The organism is Streptomyces sp. CB09001, assembly GCF_003369795.1.
Classification (GTDB): domain Bacteria; phylum Actinomycetota; class Actinomycetes; order Streptomycetales; family Streptomycetaceae; genus Streptomyces.
The window spans coordinates 1,600,917-1,619,906 of the sequence record NZ_CP026730.1 but is presented as its reverse complement, the minus strand read 5'-3'; the positions used below and the strand labels follow the sequence as shown (position 1 = coordinate 1,619,906).

Sequence of the window (18,990 nt, the reverse complement as noted above, 5' to 3'; positions counted from 1 at the left end):
GAGGGCTCCTTCAGCGGGTCACGGGCACGCCGAGCAGCGGCCAGACCGCGGCGGCGAAGAACAGCACGAGCAGGGCGGTCAGCGGCGCCAGTACGGCGGACAGCCGCAGCAGGTCGCGCGGGGTGTACGTGGGGACGCCGGGCACGTCGGCGAAGAGCGTGACCGGCTTGGCGGAGGCCGGGAGCGTGTGGCAGAACCCGGCCGCCGCCGTCGAGGCGAGCGCGGCGGCGACCGGGTTGACCCCGGCGCCGACGGCCGCGGCGATCACCAGCGGGACCAGCACGGAGGAGCGGGCGGAACGGGACTGGAGGACCAGGTGGGCCGCCGTGCTCACCGCGACCACCACGCCGAGGAAGGCGGCCGGGGCGACGTCCGCGGGCAGGCCCGACACCAGCCACCCCGCCGCACCGGAGTCGGCCAGCGCGACGCCCATCGCCATCGTCGCCGCCATGAACAGCAGCAGCGACCACGGCACGGTCCTCAGCGCGTCCTTGAGCCGTACGGTGCCCAGCGCGGGGGAGGAGGCGACGACCGCGCCGATCAGCGCCACCACGGCGGGGGAGACCCGGTGCAGGGGTTCGCTGCACCACAGGGCCACCACCGTGGCCAGCAGCAGCGCGCAGCGCTTCTCGGCCTGCGTCCAGGGGCCGGTGACCGGGCTGTCGCTGTGCCGCTGCATCTCCTCGGCGGTGACGCGGACGGGCCCCGCGCGGTCCGCCCGGCGCGTGGTCGTCAGCAGGACCGTCTCGGCGGCGAGGTGGGAGGAGGCCACCGCCAGCGGCAGGCCGAGCAGCAGCCACTGGGTGAAGCCGATCCGGTCCCCGGTCGCCTCCCACAGCACCGACACCGCGATCAGATGCGCACCCGCACCGATCAGGGTCGCCACCGCCGACAGCAGGATCACGGTCGGGAACAGCAGCGCCAGCATCACGACCAGTCGTTTCCGGTCGGCGAGCGCCTTGGCGAGGGCGAGGAACACCGGCAGTGCGAGCGCCGCCCGGCCCGAGGTGGCCGGCACCGCGAAGGCCGTGACGACCAGCGCGGCCGTCGTCAGGTGCACCAGCTGCCGCACCGTGCGCGCCCCGCCCACCAGGAACGCCGCCGCCCGCCCCGCGAGCCCGGTCCGGGCGACCGCGGCCGCCAGCACGAAGGCGCAGATCAGCAGCCACACCGTGTCCTCACCGAGGGTGCCGAACAGCGTGTCGCTGCTGATCACACCGGTCGCCGTCAGCGCGAGCCCGGCACCCAGCGCGATGTACGTGTCGTCGATCGGCGTACCGATCCAGGCGCAGGTGGCCAGCGCGAACACGGCGAGGGTGAGGCGCGCGTCGCCGCCCAGGGCGGGGAAGTTGGCGGGGACCGCCAGCAGCGCGCACAGGGACAGCGCCGCGCACAGGGCCGCCGCGAGGCGGAGGTTCAACGTCACGCCTCGAGCGTCCACGGGCGCGGTGAGCCCTCAATGAGGGTCACATGAAGGAAACTTCACCAGGTCGGCAGCCGGTACCCCATCCCGCGCACGGTCTCCACCCGCTGGGCGCCGAGCTTCTTGCGCAGGGCCCGCACGTACACGTCCACGATGTTGGAGCCCGGGTCGAAGTCGTAGCCCCACACGTGCGACAGGATCTGCTCGCGGGACAGTACCTGCCCCGGGTGGCGCAGGAACAGCTCCAGGAGCACGAACTCACGGGCCGTCAGGTCCACGGTGCGCCCCTCGGCGCGGGCGCGGCGGGTACGCAGGTCGAGGCTGAGCGTCCCCGACCTCAGCACCGTCACCTCCGGCGCCCTGGCCGCCGTACGCAGGCGCAGCCGGACCCGGGCGAGCAGCTCCTCGAAGCGGAACGGCTTGGTCATCCAGTCGTCGGCGCCGCCCTCCAGACCGGCCACCGTGTCCCGTACCGAGTCCCGTGCGGTCAGCACGATCACCGGGGTCGTCACCCGGGCCTCGCGCAGCTCGCGCAGCACCGTGAAGCCGTCCCGGCCGGGCAGGCCGATGTCCAGGACGACGAGGTCGAAACCGCCGGTGAGGGCGTACTCGTAGGCGGCGTCGCCGTCGGCGACCGCGGTGGTGGTGAAGCCGTTGGCGCGCAGGCCCTTCTGGACGAAGGAGGCGATGCGTTCCTCGTCCTCGACGATGAGGATGCGGTTCATGGTCGTGCCTCTTCCAGAGTGAGTACGAAGGTGGCGCCGCCGCCCTCGGTGGTGCGCAGGCCGACCCGGCCGCCGTGGCCCTCGGCGATCGCCCGCACGATGGACAGCCCGAGCCCGGCGCCCGTGCCGCGCACCCCGCGGCGGGCCGTGCCGCGGCGGAACCGCTCGAAGATCACCTCGGCGTCCTGCGGCTGGACGCCGGGTCCCGAGTCGGCGACGTACAGCTCGATCCGGGAGCCGTCGGCGCGGGAGCCTATGCGGACCCGCTGACCGGCCGTGGTGTGCTGTACCGCGTTCTGCGCGAGCTGCACCATGGCCTGGGTGATCCGCTGGGGATCGAGCCGGGCCTCCCGGTCGGCGACCCCGTCCAGCACCCACTCACGGTCGCCGAGGGTGCGGGCCTTGACGTAGACGTCGGCGGTGAGTTCGGCGAGCTGCACCGGCTCGGGGGTGACGAAGTCGGGGCGTTCGGCCTTGGCGAGCAGCAGCAGGTCCTCGACGATGCGGCTCATCCGGTCCAGTTCGTCGGTGACGAGGCGGACGGTCTCCTCGCGCTCGGCCGGATCGTCGCCCATCAGCTCCAGGTGGCCGCGCACGATGGTGATCGGGGTGCGCAGCTCGTGGCCCGCGTCGTCGACGAACCTGCGCTGGGCGGCGAAGGCGCGCTCCAGCCGGTCCAGCATGGCGTTGAAGGTCTCGGCGAGGGCCGCCACGTCGTCGTGGCCGTGCACCGGGATGCGCCGGGTCAGGTCCTGCTCGGTGAGCTGGGCGGCGGTCGTGCGCACCAGCCGCACCGGTTTGAGGATGCGGCCCGCGACCACCCAGGCGATGCCGGTCGTCATCAGCAGGGCGACGCCGGAGATGGCGAGCAGGACGCGGAACACCGCGTCCGCGCGCGCCTGTTCACGCCCCGGGTGGAAGGCGACCACGAACGCGGCCGCCGGTTCGCCGCCGTAGCGGGCCACGGTGACCTTGGCCCAGCGGATCTCGCCCTCGGGCCGGTCCAGGGTGCCGGAGGAGTCGGGGGAGGCGTAGATGCGGCGCCGGGCGTCGGCGTCCTCGTGCAGGGGCCGGCCGACCGGGATCTCGCGCTGCTGGATGATCTGCGTGGGCCGGCTGCCCACCTCGCCCACCAGGCCGACCAGTTCCTCGTCCAGGTCGGCGTACTGCCGCTCCAGGAAGACCCGCAGCAGCCGGCCCGGGTCGGCGAACGGACGGCCCGTCTCCGGATCGAAGCCCTGTTCCTCGAAGTTGGCGAACTCGCCCGCCTCCTGTGCGAGCAGACCGTTGATCCGCTGGTCGGTGTCGCGCAGCAGGATCGAGCGGGTGGTCGCCGCCACCGAGGCCAGCGCGACCGCCATCACGAGCAGCAGCCACAGCAGGATGCGGACCCGGGCCGAGATCCGGCGGCGCTCGCGCTCACCCGTCGCCGGGTCCGTCGTCCCCGGCTGCGTCGTCTGCGGAGTCCCCGGCGTCCCGGCCCCGGTCGTCGTCATCGTCGTCATCCGAAGGGCCGTCGGTGACCGGCGGCCGCGTCACCACCTGGTCGCTGGGCGTCGGCTCGGGCGAGGAGGAGGCCGGCCCCGGGGTGGGGGAGCCGCTCTCCAGCTCCACCCTGGCCGGAACCTTGGGTTCCTGCGGGCTGTCGGTCAGGGCGAAGCTGGTCGCGGCGATGCCGAGCGGGATGAGGACGACGGCCGCGAGGGCCGCCATCCGGCGGGAGAAGACCATGCGGTGGATTCTGCGCGGGGTATCCGGTGGGCCGGATGAGCCCTGGATGAAGAAGCCTTCATCTGCATCTGCCCGTTGTCGGATCAGTGCCGGTCCGCCGTGGCTGGTCGCGCAGTTCCCCGCGCCCCTTCGGGGGCGCTTCCCACTCGCCGGCGTCTCAGTTGTCCAGGCCGATCGCGAACGCCGCCTCCAGGTCGTGCTGGGAGTACGTGCGGAACGCCACGTGGGTGTCCGTGCCCTCCACGCCCGGGATCTTGCTGATCCGGCCGGGGATGACCTCGGCCAGGTCCTCGTGCCGGCTCACCCGCACCATGGCGATCAGGTCGTAGGTGCCGGTGACGGAGAAGACCTCGCTGACGCTCTCCAGCGCCGCGATCTGCTCCGCGATCTCGGGAATGCGGTCCACGCTGGTCTTGATGAGGACGATCGCGCTGATCACGGCTGGTTCTCTCCCTCGGGCGCCGCCACTGGAACGCCACCAACTCTAGTCGTACGCCCGAACCGCACCCAGGCGAAGGCGAAGCCGAGACCGAAGCCCACCAGGTGCGCGAGGTACGCCACCCCGGGACCGTCACCGGCCCGCCCCGCCGCCAGCCACTGCAGGGAAACCCAGAACGGCAGCACGACCCAGGCCGGGAAGCGCAGCGGCAGGAAGAAGAGGAAGGGCAGCAGACTGGTCACGCGGGCCCGCGGGAAGAGGAACAGGAAGGCGCCGAGGACCGCGGAGATCGCCCCCGAGGCGCCGACCAGGGACTCCTGGGAGTGGGCGTTGGCACCCGCGTAGCCCACCAGGGCCAGGTAGCCGCAGCCGAGGTAGAACAGGGCGAACTGGAGCCGGCCCATCCGCTCCTCGGTCATGGCGCCGAAGACGTAGAGGAAGAGCATGTTGCCCAGCAGATGCACCCAGCTGCCGTGGACGAACAGCGCCGTGGCCGGGGTGAGCGCCGAACCGGGGGAGTCCTCGAACAGTTCTGCGGGGATCACGCCCCAGCGCCGGAAGTAGGCGCGCTGCGCCGCCAGCACCTCCTCCCCGGTGCCGTACACCGGATTCAGGCCCGCAGCCGGGCTGATCAGGAACAGCACACAGCACAGCGTGATCAGTGTGTACGTCACGGGCGCCGTCCGGCGCCGGGACGGGCGGGCCGGGGCGAGCCTCCTGACCGCCGTGACCGTTCTGCGGACCGCCGTGCTCCAGTTGCCGATCATGGACACAGAGCATGACGTAACGGGCACGAGGGCTCATAGCGCCTCGCCGCCGTGGACACGCGGGCGTCGGGTACCCGCCAGGCCGTAGGGTTACGTGCCACACGCACCGGGGGAGCCCGGCGCGTCGCCGACACTGGAAGAGAGCGAACAGCCACGATGACGGTTCCCCTGCCGACCGACACGACGCGGTGGCGCTGCACCCTCTGCGGCAACCTCACCCGCTTCGACGTGACCCGGGCCTCGAAGGTCGTCGAGTACGTGCACCTCGACCTGGCCGGTGAGCCGACGGTCGAGGAGCGCGAGGTGCTCAGTGAGACCGTCGAGTCGGTGCGGTGCCGCTGGTGCAACGCCGTGGACCAGGTGGAACTCGTGGACAGGCCGGGTGCCGCCTCCTGAGGGGAGCGGCCCCGCACCAGGCGATTCCGGCCCGGGATCGCCCTGAGACATTGGGGTGACGGATGGTGGAGACACACGGCGGGGGGCCGGGCGACGGCGCCGCTGAGGTGCTCGACCGCCCGCTGCCCGACGGCGTGCGCCGCCGGGTCGTGCAGATCGTGTCCGACGGCTTCGGCTCGCTCACCCTCGGCGAGCTGCCCGCGCAGCTGAGGCAGTACGCCAGGTTCGCCCCGAACCGCCGGGCCAAGTTCGCCGGCAACGCCATGGCCGCCGCCGTGGAGACCGACCCGCTCTTCCGCCGGCGCATCGGCGAGAAGTTCCGCGACACCCAGCCCGAGCTGGCGGACGCGCTGGACGCCGGGTCCGCGCTGCCGGCCGCCGACCCGCTGGACGTGGCCGCCGCGGCCTACGTCCTGCGCCCGCACGGCTGGGTGAAGCTGGTCACCGCCGCCGGTGAGGAGGCGCAGCGCGCGGACGCCGAGCGCGCCGACGAGCAGAGCCGCGCGGAGCTGGAGCGGCTGCACGAGGAGCTGGCCCGGGCCCGGGAGCACACCAGGACCGAGACCGAGCGGCTGCGCGCCGAGCTGGACGGGGCGAAGCGGGAGACCGAGTCGCTGCACCGCAAGCTGCGCTCCGCCCTCAGCGACGTCAAGCGCGGCGAGGCGGCGCTGCGCAAGATCCAGGCCGAGCTGGACGCCGTACGGGCCGAGGGGCAGACCCAGGTGTCCGCGGCCGAGAGCGAGACCCGGCGGCTCAAGGCCCGCCTGGGGGAGGCCGAGGCGGCCCTGGAGGCCACCCGCAAGGCCGCCCGGGAGGGGCGCAGCGTCGAGGACATGCGCGTACGGCTGCTGCTCGACACCCTCCTCGACGCCACCCAGGGGCTGCGCCGCGAGCTGGCACTGCCCCCGGTGTCCGTGCGGCCCGCCGAGACCGTGGACGCGGTCGAGCCCGGCCGGATGACGCCGAAGGACATCGCCAACCGGGCCCTGTCCGAGAACGACCCGGCGATCCTCGACCAGTTGCTGGCGCTGCCCCAGGCGCACCTGGTCGTGGACGGCTACAACGTCACCAAGACCGGCTATCCGCAGATGCCCCTGGAGAAGCAGCGGCTGCGGCTGCTCGGCCAGCTCTCCCAGCTCGCCGCGCAGACCGGCGCCGAGATGACCTGCGTCTTCGACGGGGCCGAACTCGTCGCGCCGGTGCTGCTCGCGCCGCCGCGCGGAGTACGCGTGCTGTTCTCCAAGCCCGGTGTCACCGCCGACGAGCTGATCCGGCAGCTGGTGCGGGCCGAGCCGCCGGGCCGGCCGGTCATCGTCGTCTCCACCGACCGCGAGGTCGCCGACGGCGTGGCGCGCGCGGGCGCACGCCCGGTGGCGTCCGCGGTGCTTCTCAAGCGGCTTTCCTAGCCGGCCGTCGGCTTCCGGCCACTTCTCTTCACTTCCGTACCAACCGTAACGTAGGCGCTCTATGCCCGAATTGACGGAACCGTCACGCAACGTAGCGTCAGAAGGGTGTCACTGCAGGTGAGTTGCGGCGAAAAACGCGGTGCGTAACCGTGATTTTTCGGCGGAGGATTTGAACTGATCACGAGTGGGTCACTAGGGTCACTCTTCGAACCCTCGAACGGGTGATCCCTCTCAAGAAGGAGCTCGTCTCCGTGGCGTCCCACCGTCGTCCCAAGCAGCCGAGCCGTACGCGCGTGACCGTGCTCACCACCGCTGCCGCCGCCGCTGTCGCTCTCAGCTCCCAGGCCGCCAACGCCGCCCCGAGCGAGAAGCCGAGCAAGGACGAGGTCAAGGCCAAGGTCGACAAGCTCTACGAGGAGGCCGAGCAGGCCACCGAGAAGTACAACGGCGCCAAGGAGAAGCAGGAGAAGCTCCAGAAGGAGATCTCCACCATCCAGGACAACGTCGCCCGCGGCCAGGAGGAGCTCAACGAGCTGCGCGACGGCCTCGGTTCGATGGCCAGCGCCCAGTACCGCTCCGGCGGCATCGACCCCTCCCTGCAGCTCTTCCTGTCCGCCGACCCGGACAACTACCTGGACAAGGCCTCCACCCTCGACCAGCTGAGCGGTCAGCAGGTCGAGGCGCTGAAGAAGATCCAGACCAAGCAGCGCGACCTGGCGCAGCAGCGGTCCGAGGCCTCCGAGAAGCTCAAGGACCTCTCGGCCACCCGCACCGAACTGGGCAACAAGAAGAAGGAAGTCCAGGGCAAGCTCTCCTCCGCGCAGAAGCTGCTCAACACGCTCACCGCGCAGGAGAAGGCCGCCCTCCAGGACGAGGAGCAGCGCTCCAACCGTGCCAGCGAGCGCCAGGTCCTCACCGGCGGCAAGTCCACCCCCGCCTCCGGCCGGGCCGCCGCGGCCTTCGCCGCCGCCCAGAGCAAGATAGGCACGCCGTACGTCTACGGTGCCACCGGCCCGTCCTCCTTCGACTGCTCGGGCCTGACCTCCTGGGCGTACGCCCAGGCCGGCGTCGGCATCCCGCGCACCTCCCAGGCGCAGACCGGAGCCGGCACCCGCATCTCCTCGATGAGCCAGCTGCAGGTCGGCGACCTCGTCTTCTTCTTCGGCGACCTGCACCACGTCGGCCTCTACGCCGGCAACGGCCAGGTCCTGCACGCGCCGCGCACCGGCACGAACGTCCGCTACGAGTCGATGAGCACCATCGGCGGTCCGTTCATGTTCGGCGTACGGGTCTGACCGTGCCCCGTGTCCGGGCCCGGCCCGGACGACCCGCGCCACCCGAAGTCGCCCCCGCCGTGCCGCCCGTTCGGGCGAATCACGTCCGGGCCCTGTGACCCCCCGCCCCGCCGGTGACCTGCGTCAGCGGCGGGGCGTCGCGTTGCGCGGCGCCGGAGGTCGTTGGCCGGTGCCCCGCCGGGGGGTTACTGTCTGCCGCGTTTCCCTGTCCGCCAGCGGAAGGAGTGCGGCTTCCCGTGGGGTCCCATCGCCGCCTTGCACCATCCGGGTTCGACCGTGGCTCCACCGCCGCCGTCGGCCTGCTCTCCGTGGCCGCCGCACTCCTGGGCGCCGTACCGGCCGCGGCCGCCCCGCACGACGACCGGCGGGCGGAGGTGGACCGGCTCCACACCGAGGCGGAGCAGGCGACCGAGGCCTACAACAAGGCCGACGCGCGCACCGAGACGCTGCGCGAGGAGGTCTCCACCGCACAGGACTCCATCGCCCGGCAGCAGCAGCGCGTCAACACCATGCGGGACGCGCTCGGTTCGCTGGCCGGGGCCCAGTACCGCTCCGGCGGCATCGACCCGTCACTGGCGCTGCTGCTGTCCGCCGAACCGGACGACTACCTCGACCGGGCCTCCGTGCTCGACCGGATCACCACCCGCCAGGCGGGTGAGCTGAGGGAACTCCAGCAGGCCATGCGCGACCTCGCCCAGGACCGGGCGGAGGCGGCCCGCAAACTCGCCGAGCTGGAGAAGGGCCGCAAGGCCGTCGCCGCCCACAAGAAGACCGTGGAGCGCAAGCTGGCCAAGGCCCGCGCACTGCTCGCCGCCCTCCCGGACGACGAGCGCGCCGCCTACGGGCGCGGGTCCCGTTCGGGCCGCGAGGACCTGACCGCCCTCGCCGGTGCCGCGGCCCCCGCCTCCGGCCGGGCCGCGGCCGCCTTCGCCGCGGCCCGCTCCGCCCTCGGCAAGCCCTACGTCTGGGGCGCCAACGGCCCCTCCGGCTTCGACTGCTCGGGCCTGACCCAGTGGGCCTACGCGCAGGCCGGGGTGGGCATCCCGCGCACCTCCCAGGCGCAGTCCGGCGCCGGGCGGCGCGTGTCCCTGGCCGAGGCGCGCCCCGGCGACCTGGTCGCCTACCGCGACGACGCCAGCCACATCGGCATGTACGCGGGCAACGGCCGGGTGATCCACGCGCCCTACCCCGGCGCGCCCGTGCGCTACGACCCGGTGGGCATGATGCCGATCTCCTCGGTCACCAGGGTGTGACCCCACGGCCCCTCCGGCCCGCCGCGTCCACCGCGTCCGCATCGCCCGGTGCCTTCCGCGGTCCCGCGCCCGTACGATCGGGAAGGTGGCTGGTCGAAGGCGGGTGTCGGGGTCCTCGGTGGTGGCGCTGTGCCTGCTGCTGGTCGCGCTGGTGGCCTGCGGCGGCCGGACCGCGGCCGACCCCGCCCGGGCCGACGTCCAGCGGATCCTCGACCGGCGGGCGGCGGCCGTCCTCGCCCACGACGTGGCCGCCTACGGGCGTACCGGCACCGGCACCGGGTTCGGCAACCTGAGCGCGATCCCGCTGGCGGCCTGGTCCTACCGGGTGCGGGACGTGGAGCGCACCGGCGACACCGCCACCGCCGACGTCGAGCTGCGCTACCGCGTCGAGGGCTACGACCGGGGCCCGGTCTCCACCGGCCGCACCGTGCGGCTGAGCCGGGACGGCACGGCCGGGACCTGGGCCGTCGAATCCGACCGCCCCGCCAAGGAGTCCGGCCAGCAGCCCTGGGACCAGGGCGCGGTCCGGGTCGTGCGCGGCACGCACAGCCTCGTCCTCGGCGTCGGGCAGTCCACCGCGATGCTGCGCCGCTTCGCCGACCTGGCCGACCGGGCGGTGCCGGCCGTCTCGGACGCCTGGGACGGCGACTGGTCCCGCCGGGTGGTCGTGGTCGTCCCCCGGTCGGTGGAGGGCATGGCGGGGCTGCTCGGGTCCCCGGCCTCGTCCTACCGGGGCATCGCCGCGGTCACCACCGGGGAGACGGGCGGCCGGGAACACGCCCCCGCGGACCGGATCATCGTCAACCCCGACGCGTACGGGCTGCTCGGCAGCCTCGGCAAGCAGGTCGTGCTCACCCACGAGACGACCCATGTCGCCACCCGCGCCGACACCACCTCCGCCACCCCGCTGTGGCTCTCCGAGGGCTACGCCGACTGGGTGGGCTACCGCGGCAGCGGACGCACCGCCGCCCAGGCCGCCCCGGAACTCGCCGACGCGGTCGCCGAGGGCCGGGTGCCCGCGCGGCTGCCGACGGACGAGGACTTCGGCTTCACCGCCGACGCGGAGGCGCTGGCCCGCGCCTACGAGGGCGGCTGGCTGGCCTGCCGGATGATCGCCGAGCAGTGGGGCGAGGACCGGCTGGACGCGTTCTACCGCTCCGTGGGCGCCCACGCCGAGCGCGCCGGCGCGATCGAGGACGCGCTCCACGAGGTGCTCGGAACGACACCGACCGACTTCACGGCACGCTGGCGGACGTATCTGCGGGCACAGCTCGGGTGAGCCGCGGGGCTCTCCGGCCGGCTCCGGGCGGCGCGGGTGCCGAGGCGTGTCCCGGTACGGGGCGCGGGTGCCGTGGCGTGTTCCGGTACGGGGCGCGGGTGCCGAGGCGGCGGGTGTGGGTGGGGTGTGGGGTGGCTGGGATGGTGCCGGAGGGCCTCAGGGCGTTCCGGCGGGCGTGTCCGCGGACGTGGCTCGGCCGAGGCGGGCGGGCCCTCCGGCCGGGGTCCCGCGGCGCACCGTGCCACGCCACAGTGCGCGGGCGGCGAGGAGGGCGGCGGCCACCAGCAGGCCGTTGCGGACGAACAGGAGCGTGATGCCGAAGGGGGTGCTCGCCACCACGTCCGCGAACAGGAGCGGGAACTCCAGCGCCGTCAGCGGGGTCGCCGCCAGCACCAGGGCGACCGGCACCCGCATCCGGCTCGCCCGGAAGCACCGGCAGACCGCACCGAGGCCCACCAGCCACACCAGGTACTGCGGGCTGATCACCCGGCTGGTCACCGTGAACATCAGCACCGCCACGAAGGCCGCGTCCGCCGCCGTGTGCGCCGCGAACCGGTGGGACGCCGACCGCGAGGCCCGCACCCGCCACAGCAGCAGCCAGCCGAACGCCACCACGCTCAGCCCCAGCGAGACCGTGCCCACCGTGTCCACCTGCGGGCCCAGGAACTCCATCGAGCCGTAGTTCAGCAGCACCCCGCCCTCCCAGCCGAAGTGCCGGGCGACGTGGAAGACCAGCGAGCCCAGCGACTCCACCTCGACGCCCCGCTCGCGCTGGAACGTCAGGAACGCGAACGCCCCCGGCATCGACACGGCGAACAGCGCGGCCAGCCCGGCCCCGCTCACCGCGGCGGCGACCCACGGCCCGCGCCCCCGCATCCCGACGAGCACCAGCGCAGGCCACACCTTCAGCAGCGCCCCGACCGCCGCCAGGGCCCCCGCCACCCGCGGATGCCGCCCGGCGGCGAGCAGCGCGGCCACCGCGACGGCCGTGACCATCACGTCGTAGCGGGCGTAGACCGTGGGACCGAGCAGCGGCACGCCCGCCACCCACACCCACGCCCCGCGCCGCGAACGCCCCGCCCCCCGCCCCGCGTGCCACAGCAGCGCCAGGACGACCGCGTCCGTGACCCACGCCAGGACGAAGAACGCCGTCGCGTACTCCAGAAAGGGCAGCAGTCCCGGGGAGAGGACCGCGAAGGCCGCCGCCGGCGGATACTGCCAGGTGACGTCGTCCAGCGGAAACGTTCCGGTGCGCAGGACGTCGGCCCAGTCCCGGTAGATGACGGACACGTCGCTCGTGACGTCCGGACCCGGGAAGGCCACGACCTTCAGCACGAACAGCAGCAGCACCAGCCGCGTGGCGCCCCAGGCCGTCAGCAGCCACACCCGTGACCGCCCCGCGTCCCTCGTCTCCACGTGCTCCCTGCCCGTCCGCGCCCGCCTGCCCCTGCCCGCACCTGCCTGCACCTGCATGTCTCGCCAGGTGCGGCCATGATGACCCGGACACCTGTGGGCGTGCCACAGGACGCGGCCGGGGCCCGGCACCCCGAGGCCGGTTCGGTAGGGTCGGCGGCGTGCGCAAGACCTTGATCGTGACGAACGACTTCCCGCCCCGTCCGGGCGGCATCCAGGCCTTCCTGCACAACATGGCGCTGCGCCTGGATCCCGAGCGGCTGGTCGTCCACGCCTCCACCTGGAAGCGGAGCCGCGAGGGCATCGAGGCCACCGCCGCCTTCGACGCCGAGCAGCCCTTCACCGTCGTACGGGACCGCACGACGATGCTGCTGCCGACGCCGGGCGCCACCCGGCGGGCGGTGGGGCTGCTGCGCGAGCACGGCTGCACGTCGGTGTGGTTCGGGGCGGCCGCGCCCCTCGGCCTGATGGCCCCGGCCCTGCGCAAGGCGGGCGCCGAGCGCCTCGTCGCCACCACCCACGGCCACGAGGCGGGCTGGGCCCAGCTGCCCGCCGCCCGGCAACTGCTGCGCCGGATCGGGGAGTCGACGGACACGATCACCTACCTCGGCGAGTACACGCGCTCCCGGATCGCGGGCGCGCTCACGCCCGAGGCCGCCGCCCGGATGGTGCAACTGCCGCCCGGCGTCGACGAGAAGACCTTCCACCCGGCCAGCGGCGGCGACGAGGTGCGCGCCCGTCTCGGCCTCACCGACCGCCCCGTCGTGGTCTGCGTCTCCCGCCTGGTCCCGCGCAAGGGCCAGGACACCCTGATCCGGGCCATGCCGCGCGTCCTGGCCGCCGAGCCGGACGCCGTCCTGCTGATCGTCGGCGGCGGCCCCTACGAGAAGGACCTGCGCCGCCTCGCCGAGGAGACCGGCGTCGCCGCCTCCGTCCACTTCACCGGCGCCGTGCCCTGGTCCGAACTGCCCGCGCACTACGGCGCCGGGGACGTCTTCGCCATGCCCTGCCGCACCCGCCGGGGCGGCCTCGACGTGGAGGGCCTCGGCATCGTCTACCTGGAGGCCTCCGCGACCGGCCTGCCCGTCGTCGCCGGCGACTCGGGCGGCGCCCCCGACGCGGTACTCGACGGCGAGACGGGCTGGGTGGTCCGGGGCGAGGAGCCGAACGAGTCCGCCGACCGCATCACCACCCTCCTCGCCGACCCGCAGCTACGCCGCCGGATGGGCGAGCGGGGCAGGGCCTGGGTCGAGGAGAAATGGCGCTGGGACCTGCTGGCAGAGCACCTGAAGGCGTTGCTGTGACACCCGGAGCCCTTTGAAGCAGGGGTTGGTGCATGCCGTCAAGGGGCAGGGCCCGTCCGGCTACTTGGCGTAGATCGCCTCGATCTCGTCCGCGTAGTCCTTCGCCACGACATTCCGCTTCAGCTTCAGCGAAGGCGTCAGATGCCCCGACTCCTCGGTGAACTGCGCCCCCAGCACCCGGAACTTCCGCACCGACTCCGCCTTGGACACCGCCGCGTTCCCGTCGTCGATCGCGTCCTGGATCGCGGCCAGCAGCTCCGCGTCCTCCCGCAGCGACACCGCCGTGGAACCGGCCGGCTTCCCGTGCTCCGCGCACCAGCGGCCCAGGAACTCCTCGTCCAGGGTGACCAGCGCGCCCACGAAGGGCCGCCCGTCGCCGACCACCATGCACTCCGCGACCAGCGCGTGCGCGCGGATGCGGTCCTCCATGACGGCCGGGGCGACGTTCTTGCCGCCGGCGGTGACGATGATCTCCTTCTTGCGGCCGGTGATCCGCAGGTAGCCGTCCTCGTCGAGGGTGCCGATGTCACCGGTGTGGAACCAGCCGTCGGCCAGCGCCTCCGCGGTCGCGTCCGGGTTGTTCCAGTACTCCTTGAACAGGTGCTCGCCGTGCAGCAGCACCTCGCCGTCGTCCGCGATGCGCACCACCGAGCCGGGCAGCGGCTGGCCGACCGTGCCGATCTTCTGCCGGTCCCAGGGGTTGAACGCGGTGGCCGCGCAGGACTCGGTCAGGCCGTAGCCCTCCAGGACCGTGAAGCCGATGCCGCGGAAGAAGTGACCCAGCCGCTCGCCGAGCGGGGCGCCGCCGGAGATGGCGTACTCGCCGCGCCCGCCGAGGACCGTGCGGAGCTTGCTGTAGACGAGCTTGTCGAAGACCTTGTGCTTGATCCGCAGGCCGACGGACGGGCCCGACGGCGTGTCCAGGGCCTTGCTGTACGCGATCGCGGTGTCGGCGGCCCTGTCGAAGATCTTGCCCTTGCCGTCCGCCTGGGCCTTGGCGCGCGCCGAGTTGTACACCTTCTCGAAGACGCGCGGTACGCCGAGGATCAGCGTGGGCCGGAAGGCGGCCAGCTCGTCGGTGAGGTTCTTGATGTCGGGGACGTTGCCCAGCTTGATCGGGGCGATCATCGGCGCGACCTGGACCAGGCGTCCGAAGACGTGGGCGAGCGGGAGGAAGAGGAGGACCGAGCACTCACCGGTGCGGAAGAGCGGCCGCAGCCGTTCCACCACGTTGCCGCACTCGGCGAAGAAGCTGCGGTGGGTGAGGACGCAGCCCTTGGGGCGGCCCGTGGTGCCCGAGGTGTAGACGATGGTCGCGGGATCGTCGGCCTTCGCGATCGAGCCGCGCTCCTCGACGGTCCGGTCCGTGACGTCCTGGCCCAGGCGCCCCAGCTCCTCAACGGCGCCGGCGTCGATCTGCCAGACGTTCTTGAGGGCGGGCAGCTGCTCGCGCACCGACTCGACGGCGGCGGCGTGCCCGGCCGACTCCACCACGCACGCCGTGGCGCCCGAGTCGCTGAGGATCCACTGCACCTGCTCCGGCGAGCTGGTCTCGTACACCGGCACGGTGATCGCGCCCGCGCTCCAGATGGCGAAGTCCAGCAGCGTCCACTCGTAGCGCGTGCGGGACATCAGGCCGACCCGGTCGCCCGGCTGGACACCGGAGGCGATGAGACCCTTGGCGGCGGAGTGCACCTCGGCGAGGAAAACGCGCGCGGTCACGTCCTGCCAGACGCCGGCCACCTTGCGGGCGATGACGGCGACGTCGGGATGCTGCGCGGCGTTTCTGCGGACGATGTCGGTCAGGTTTCCGTCCGCGGGGACCTCGTACAAGGCCGGAAGGCTGAACTCGCGCAAGACTGCTGCTCCTCATAGGGCGCCGGCGCCACGACGTTGTGTGATGCGACCGTGCGGTCCAAGGTTCGGGCTGGCGCTCGGGAAGACTCATGCGGGATTCACATGTTGAAATCCAGAGCACGACTGGACTGCCCGGACGTTACCCGCCGGTATGCGTTCTCCGACAGGGGGTCCCCGGGAGATGTTCGCTGCGTCACACGGATGGGGTTTGCTTTGCGCACAGTAGTCGACGGATCAACGGACCAGCCAGTAACCGCAGGTCCGACCGCCACTGTTCACAGCACGCGCGCGCTGCTTACGCTTGATCGCCATGGCACCCACACCGCCCCGTAACACGAGCACGCGCGTCCACGTGGTCAGCGACGTCCACGGCAACGTCCGCGACCTGGCCAGGGCCGGCGACGGCGCCGACGCCCTGATCTGCCTCGGGGACCTGGTCCTCTTCCTCGACTACGCCGACCACTCGCGCGGCATCTTCCCCGACCTGTTCGGCGTCGCGAACGCCGACCGCATCGTCGCGCTGCGCACCGCCCGCCGCTTCGACGAGGCCCGGGACTTCGGCAGGCGGCTGTGGGCGGAGGCCGGCGGGGAGCCGCGCGAGCTGATCGAGCGGGCGGTGCGCAAGCAGTACGCGGAGCTGTTCGCCGCCTTCCCCACCCCGACGTACGCCACCTACGGCAACGTCGACGTGCCCCCGCTGTGGCCCGAGTACGCCGGGCCCGGCACCACGGTGCTCGACGGGCAGCGGGTGGAGATCGGCGGCCGCGTCTTCGGCTTCGTCGGCGGCGGCCTGCGGACCCCGATGAACACGCCGTACGAGATCAGCGACGAGGAGTACGCCGCGAAGATCGAGGCCGTCGGCGAGGTGGACGTGCTGTGCACCCACATCCCGCCCCAGGTGCCGGAACTGGTCTACGACACGGTGGCCCGGCGCTTCGAGCGGGGCAGCCTCGCGCTGCTGGACGCGATCCGCCGCACCCGCCCCCGCTACTCCCTGTTCGGGCACGTGCACCAGCCGCTGGCCCGGCGGATGCGCGTCGGGGCGACCGAATGCGTGAACGTCGGTCACTTCGCGTCGACGGGGCGGCCGTGGGCGCTGGAGTGGTGACCGGGTGCGGTCCGGCCGCGCAGGTGGGTGGTGGCATGAGCCCTCCCCGTGCGCGATAGCCTTCACGCGGCACACACGTGCGCGCGACGGGCGCACGACGACCTCAGTAGCGGCCCGCATCCGGAGGAGCCACGGCGATGGCGGAACACACCAGCTCGAGCATCACCATCGAGGCGGCACCGGCCGACGTCATGGCGGTGATCGCCGACTTCGCCCGCTATCCGGACTGGACCGGCGAGGTGAAGGAGGCACAGGTCCTCGCGACCGACGAGCAGGGGCGTGCCGAGCAGGTCCGGCTCGTCATGGACGCCGGGGCGATCAAGGACGACCAGACGCTGGGGTACACCTGGACCGGCGAGCACGAGGTGTCCTGGACGCTGGTGAAGTCCCAGATGCTGCGCTCCCTCGACGGCACCTACCTGCTCCGCCCGGCGGGCACCGGCACGGAGGTCACCTACCGGCTCACGGTGGACGTCAAGATCCCGATGCTCGGCATGATCAAGCGCAAGGCGGAGAAGGTCATCATCGACCGAGCCCTGGCAGGCCTGAAAAAGCGAGTCGAGTCGAAGTAGCACAGCCGCAGGCAGCCGACGCCGCCGTAGCTGCGGGCAATCGTGCCGCAGGGCGGCACGGGTGGGCGCAGCGGCACCCGGCCGGCGCTGGCCCGCGAACCCACGCTCACCCCAGCGCCGGTCCAGAGCCCAACCGGCGGAGCCCCCAGGTACCGTTCACCCCCATGCGCACCCTCCTGATCACGGGCCCCGGCGGCACCGGCCGTACCACTGTCGCCGCCGCCACCGCGCTCACCGCCGCCCGGCAGGGCACCCGCACCCTCCTCCTCGGCACCGACCGCGACGACACCCTCGGCGCCGCGCTCGGCGTGCGCACCGGCCCGGCGCCGACCCCCGTCGAACCCGGCCTCACCGCCTGGCGCCCCGACGCCGCCCAGGGCTTCCGGGACGCCCTCGCCGCCCTCCAGGACCGTGCCGCCTCCGCGCTCGACCTCCTCGGCGCCTCCCACCTCGACCCCGAGGAACTCACCCCCCTGCCCGGAGCCGACGACCTCGCCCTGCTGCGCGCCCTGCGCGAGGCGGCCCTCGCCGAGGCGCACGACCTCCTCGTCGTCGACCTCCCGCCCGCCCCGCGCGCCCTCGCCCTGCTCGCCGCACCCGAGGAACTGCGCCGCGGCCTGCGCCGCCTGCTCCCGCCCGAGCGGCAGGCCGCCCGCGCCCTGCGCCCGGTCCTCGGCCGGCTCGCCGGCGTCCCCATGCCGACCGAGGCGCTGTACGAGGCCACCGCCCGCTGGGACCTGGAGCTCGCCGCCGCCGAGGCCGTCCTGGCCGACCCGGACACCGCCGTCCGGCTGGTCGCCGAGCCCGGACCGGCCGGAGCCGACGCCGTCCGCGCCACCACCCTCGGCCTGGCGCTGCGCGGCCTGCGCACCGAGCTGCTGGTCGCCAACCGGGTGCTGCCCGAGGACGCCCCGGCGGACAGCTGGCTCAGCGGCCCCCTCGCCCAGCAGCGCAAGACCCTGGAGGAGTGGCGGGGGGCGTACGACGTCCGCGCCGTCGCCCATCTCGGCCACGACCCGCGCGGCACGGACGACCTCGCGGCCCTCGACGTGCCGGGCGTCAACCCGGACGCCGCCCCGGTCGAGTGGCCCGTCACCGACCGGCTGGCCGAGGACGGCGTGCTGGTCTGGCACATCCCGCTGCCCGGCGCCGTACGCGAGGAGCTCGACCTGGTCCGCCGCGGCGACGAACTGGCCGTCGCCGCCGGGCCGTTCCGCCGCACCGTCCCGCTGCCGTCGGCGCTGCGCCGCTGCACCGTCGACGGGGCCGCCCTGCGCGACGGCACGCTCGCCGTCCGGTTCGCGCCCGACCCGGACCTGTGGCCGCGGGGGCGATGACCCGACGGGACCCCCGGAGCACGGGCCCGTTCGGGTAACGTCGTAAGGACGAACCGTAGTCAGGAGTCCGTCATGAGCGAAGAGCTCCCGCCGTCCGAGGCCCCCCGCCCCGACGAGGCCGACGCGGTCGACGAGACGCGAGCGACCGACGAGACGCGCGGGGCGGCACAGGAGCCGCGGGCAAGCGACGCCGACGCCTGGGCGACCGCGTGTGCCGAGGACCTGGAGGCCGAGAAGGCCCGCCGCCGGGCCGCGTACGGGCCGCCGCCCGGCTCTGCCGCCGAGGAGCTGCGCCGGCTCGTCGACACCGTCGCGGACAAGCTGTCCGGTCTCCAGTCCCCGCTGCTCGGCCAGGTCGCCGGACCAGCCGCCCAGCAGGTGGTCCGGCAGGTCGTCCAGCAGGCCAAGGCCGCCGTCGAACCGGTCATCGAGCGCAACCCGGACCTGTTCGACCACCTCGCCGCCGCCGGCGGTGAACTGCTCGCCGCCTACCGCTCCGCCGTCCAGAACCAGGAACGCCGCTGGACCACCGGGGACCCCGCGCCCAAGGACCCGAGCGACCCCCGTGACCTGGACGAACGCGACACCGACGGCCGCGACGAGGGCGACGGGGGCACCGGCCCGGGGCAGCGCATCGACCTGGACTGAGCCCCGCCTCGGGTACGGTTGCCCTTAGCGGGGCTCG

18 protein-coding genes are annotated in these 18,990 nt (G+C 73.5%); 10 read left to right on the top strand and 8 right to left on the bottom strand.

Annotated elements, in window-relative coordinates:
* Nucleotides 1-10: 10 nt before the first annotated feature.
* From C4J65_RS07600 to C4J65_RS07575, 6 genes are all read right to left on the bottom strand, one after another.
* A complete protein-coding gene (locus C4J65_RS07600; RefSeq protein WP_162833072.1) occupies nt 11-1,426 on the bottom strand; it encodes an SLC13 family permease in 1,416 nt (471 codons plus the stop codon).
* A 56-nt stretch (nt 1,427-1,482) separates the two neighbouring features.
* Entirely contained in the window at nt 1,483-2,148 is a 666-nt protein-coding gene (locus C4J65_RS07595) for a response regulator transcription factor (RefSeq protein WP_115741709.1), read from the bottom strand.
* Nucleotides 2,145-3,509 carry a HAMP domain-containing sensor histidine kinase gene (locus tag C4J65_RS07590; RefSeq protein ID WP_115746337.1) on the bottom strand — a complete coding sequence of 455 codons (1,365 nt, stop codon included), beginning with the start codon at nt 3,507-3,509 and terminating at the stop codon, nt 2,145-2,147. Before C4J65_RS07590 ends, C4J65_RS07595 begins: the two co-directional genes overlap by 4 nt.
* A gap of 58 nt (nt 3,510-3,567) precedes the next feature.
* Nucleotides 3,568-3,879 (bottom strand): small secreted hydrophilic protein, encoded by a 312-nt coding sequence (locus C4J65_RS07585; protein WP_115741708.1) that lies wholly within the window; start codon nt 3,877-3,879, stop codon nt 3,568-3,570.
* 157 nt (nt 3,880-4,036) lie between these two features.
* Complete coding sequence (locus C4J65_RS07580) at nt 4,037-4,318, bottom strand: Lrp/AsnC ligand binding domain-containing protein (RefSeq protein ID WP_031035777.1); 282 nt, start codon at nt 4,316-4,318, stop codon at nt 4,037-4,039.
* On the bottom strand, nt 4,315-5,085 hold the full coding sequence (locus C4J65_RS07575; RefSeq protein WP_115741707.1) for a rhomboid family intramembrane serine protease: 771 nt from the start codon (nt 5,083-5,085) through the stop codon (nt 4,315-4,317). Before C4J65_RS07575 ends, C4J65_RS07580 begins: the two co-directional genes overlap by 4 nt.
* Before the next feature lie 156 nt (nt 5,086-5,241).
* Here C4J65_RS07575 and C4J65_RS07570 point away from each other — a divergent pair, with 156 nt between their 5' ends.
* From C4J65_RS07570 to C4J65_RS07550, 5 genes are all read left to right on the top strand, one after another.
* A complete protein-coding gene (locus C4J65_RS07570) occupies nt 5,242-5,481 on the top strand; it encodes a hypothetical protein (RefSeq protein ID WP_003976677.1) in 240 nt (79 codons plus the stop codon).
* Between the two features lie 62 nt (nt 5,482-5,543).
* Complete coding sequence (locus C4J65_RS07565; protein ID WP_115741706.1) at nt 5,544-6,887, top strand: NYN domain-containing protein; 1,344 nt, start codon at nt 5,544-5,546, stop codon at nt 6,885-6,887.
* 251 nt (nt 6,888-7,138) lie between these two features.
* On the top strand, nt 7,139-8,182 hold the full coding sequence (locus tag C4J65_RS07560; protein WP_115746336.1) for a C40 family peptidase: 1,044 nt from the start codon (nt 7,139-7,141) through the stop codon (nt 8,180-8,182).
* A gap of 236 nt (nt 8,183-8,418) precedes the next feature.
* The gene (locus tag C4J65_RS07555; protein ID WP_115741705.1) at nt 8,419-9,435 is read left to right on the top strand and encodes a C40 family peptidase; all 1,017 of its coding nucleotides are present in this window, start codon (nt 8,419-8,421) and stop codon (nt 9,433-9,435) included.
* Between the two features lie 85 nt (nt 9,436-9,520).
* Nucleotides 9,521-10,714: a hypothetical protein gene (locus C4J65_RS07550; RefSeq protein WP_162833071.1), complete on the top strand. Its 1,194-nt coding sequence runs from the start codon at nt 9,521-9,523 to the stop codon at nt 10,712-10,714.
* Nucleotides 10,715-10,870: 156 nt separating this feature from the next.
* Here C4J65_RS07550 and C4J65_RS07545 read toward each other — a convergent pair whose 3' ends face one another.
* Entirely contained in the window at nt 10,871-12,130 is a 1,260-nt protein-coding gene (locus tag C4J65_RS07545; RefSeq protein WP_115741704.1) for a glycosyltransferase 87 family protein, read from the bottom strand.
* Between the two features lie 158 nt (nt 12,131-12,288).
* Here C4J65_RS07545 and C4J65_RS07540 point away from each other — a divergent pair, with 158 nt between their 5' ends.
* Nucleotides 12,289-13,431 (top strand): glycosyltransferase family 4 protein, encoded by a 1,143-nt coding sequence (locus C4J65_RS07540; RefSeq protein ID WP_115741703.1) that lies wholly within the window; start codon nt 12,289-12,291, stop codon nt 13,429-13,431.
* Nucleotides 13,432-13,491: 60 nt separating this feature from the next.
* Here C4J65_RS07540 and C4J65_RS07535 read toward each other — a convergent pair whose 3' ends face one another.
* Nucleotides 13,492-15,288 (bottom strand): AMP-dependent synthetase/ligase, encoded by a 1,797-nt coding sequence (locus tag C4J65_RS07535; protein ID WP_115741702.1) that lies wholly within the window; start codon nt 15,286-15,288, stop codon nt 13,492-13,494.
* Between the two features lie 310 nt (nt 15,289-15,598).
* Here C4J65_RS07535 and C4J65_RS07530 point away from each other — a divergent pair, with 310 nt between their 5' ends.
* The 4 genes from C4J65_RS07530 to C4J65_RS07515 all read left to right on the top strand — a co-directional run bounded on the left by C4J65_RS07530 (nt 15,599) and on the right by C4J65_RS07515 (nt 18,953).
* The gene (locus tag C4J65_RS07530; RefSeq protein ID WP_115741701.1) at nt 15,599-16,396 is read left to right on the top strand and encodes a metallophosphoesterase; all 798 of its coding nucleotides are present in this window, start codon (nt 15,599-15,601) and stop codon (nt 16,394-16,396) included.
* Nucleotides 16,397-16,533: 137 nt separating this feature from the next.
* Nucleotides 16,534-16,968 (top strand): SRPBCC family protein, encoded by a 435-nt coding sequence (locus C4J65_RS07525; RefSeq protein ID WP_115741700.1) that lies wholly within the window; start codon nt 16,534-16,536, stop codon nt 16,966-16,968.
* A gap of 164 nt (nt 16,969-17,132) precedes the next feature.
* Nucleotides 17,133-18,305: an ArsA-related P-loop ATPase gene (locus C4J65_RS07520; RefSeq protein ID WP_115741699.1), complete on the top strand. Its 1,173-nt coding sequence runs from the start codon at nt 17,133-17,135 to the stop codon at nt 18,303-18,305.
* 72 nt (nt 18,306-18,377) lie between these two features.
* Nucleotides 18,378-18,953: a carbon catabolit repression protein gene (locus C4J65_RS07515; RefSeq protein WP_115741698.1), complete on the top strand. Its 576-nt coding sequence runs from the start codon at nt 18,378-18,380 to the stop codon at nt 18,951-18,953.
* Nucleotides 18,954-18,990: the final 37 nt, after the last annotated feature.

Coding starts and splice junctions, on each gene's coding strand:
- C4J65_RS07595 (WP_115741709.1), bottom strand. CDS start 2,148: ATGAACCGCATCCTCATCGTCGAGGACGAGGAACGCATCGCCTCCTTC.
- C4J65_RS07590 (WP_115746337.1), bottom strand. CDS start 3,509: ATGGCGGTCGCGCTGGCCTCGGTGGCGGCGACCACCCGCTCGATCCTG.
- C4J65_RS07585 (WP_115741708.1), bottom strand. CDS start 3,879: ATGGTCTTCTCCCGCCGGATGGCGGCCCTCGCGGCCGTCGTCCTCATC.
- C4J65_RS07575 (WP_115741707.1), bottom strand. CDS start 5,085: ATGATCGGCAACTGGAGCACGGCGGTCCGCAGAACGGTCACGGCGGTC.
- C4J65_RS07570 (WP_003976677.1), top strand. CDS start 5,242: ATGACGGTTCCCCTGCCGACCGACACGACGCGGTGGCGCTGCACCCTC.
- C4J65_RS07565 (WP_115741706.1), top strand. CDS start 5,544: ATGGTGGAGACACACGGCGGGGGGCCGGGCGACGGCGCCGCTGAGGTG.
- C4J65_RS07530 (WP_115741701.1), top strand. CDS start 15,599: ATGGCACCCACACCGCCCCGTAACACGAGCACGCGCGTCCACGTGGTC.
- C4J65_RS07525 (WP_115741700.1), top strand. CDS start 16,534: ATGGCGGAACACACCAGCTCGAGCATCACCATCGAGGCGGCACCGGCC.
- C4J65_RS07520 (WP_115741699.1), top strand. CDS start 17,133: ATGCGCACCCTCCTGATCACGGGCCCCGGCGGCACCGGCCGTACCACT.
- C4J65_RS07515 (WP_115741698.1), top strand. CDS start 18,378: ATGAGCGAAGAGCTCCCGCCGTCCGAGGCCCCCCGCCCCGACGAGGCC.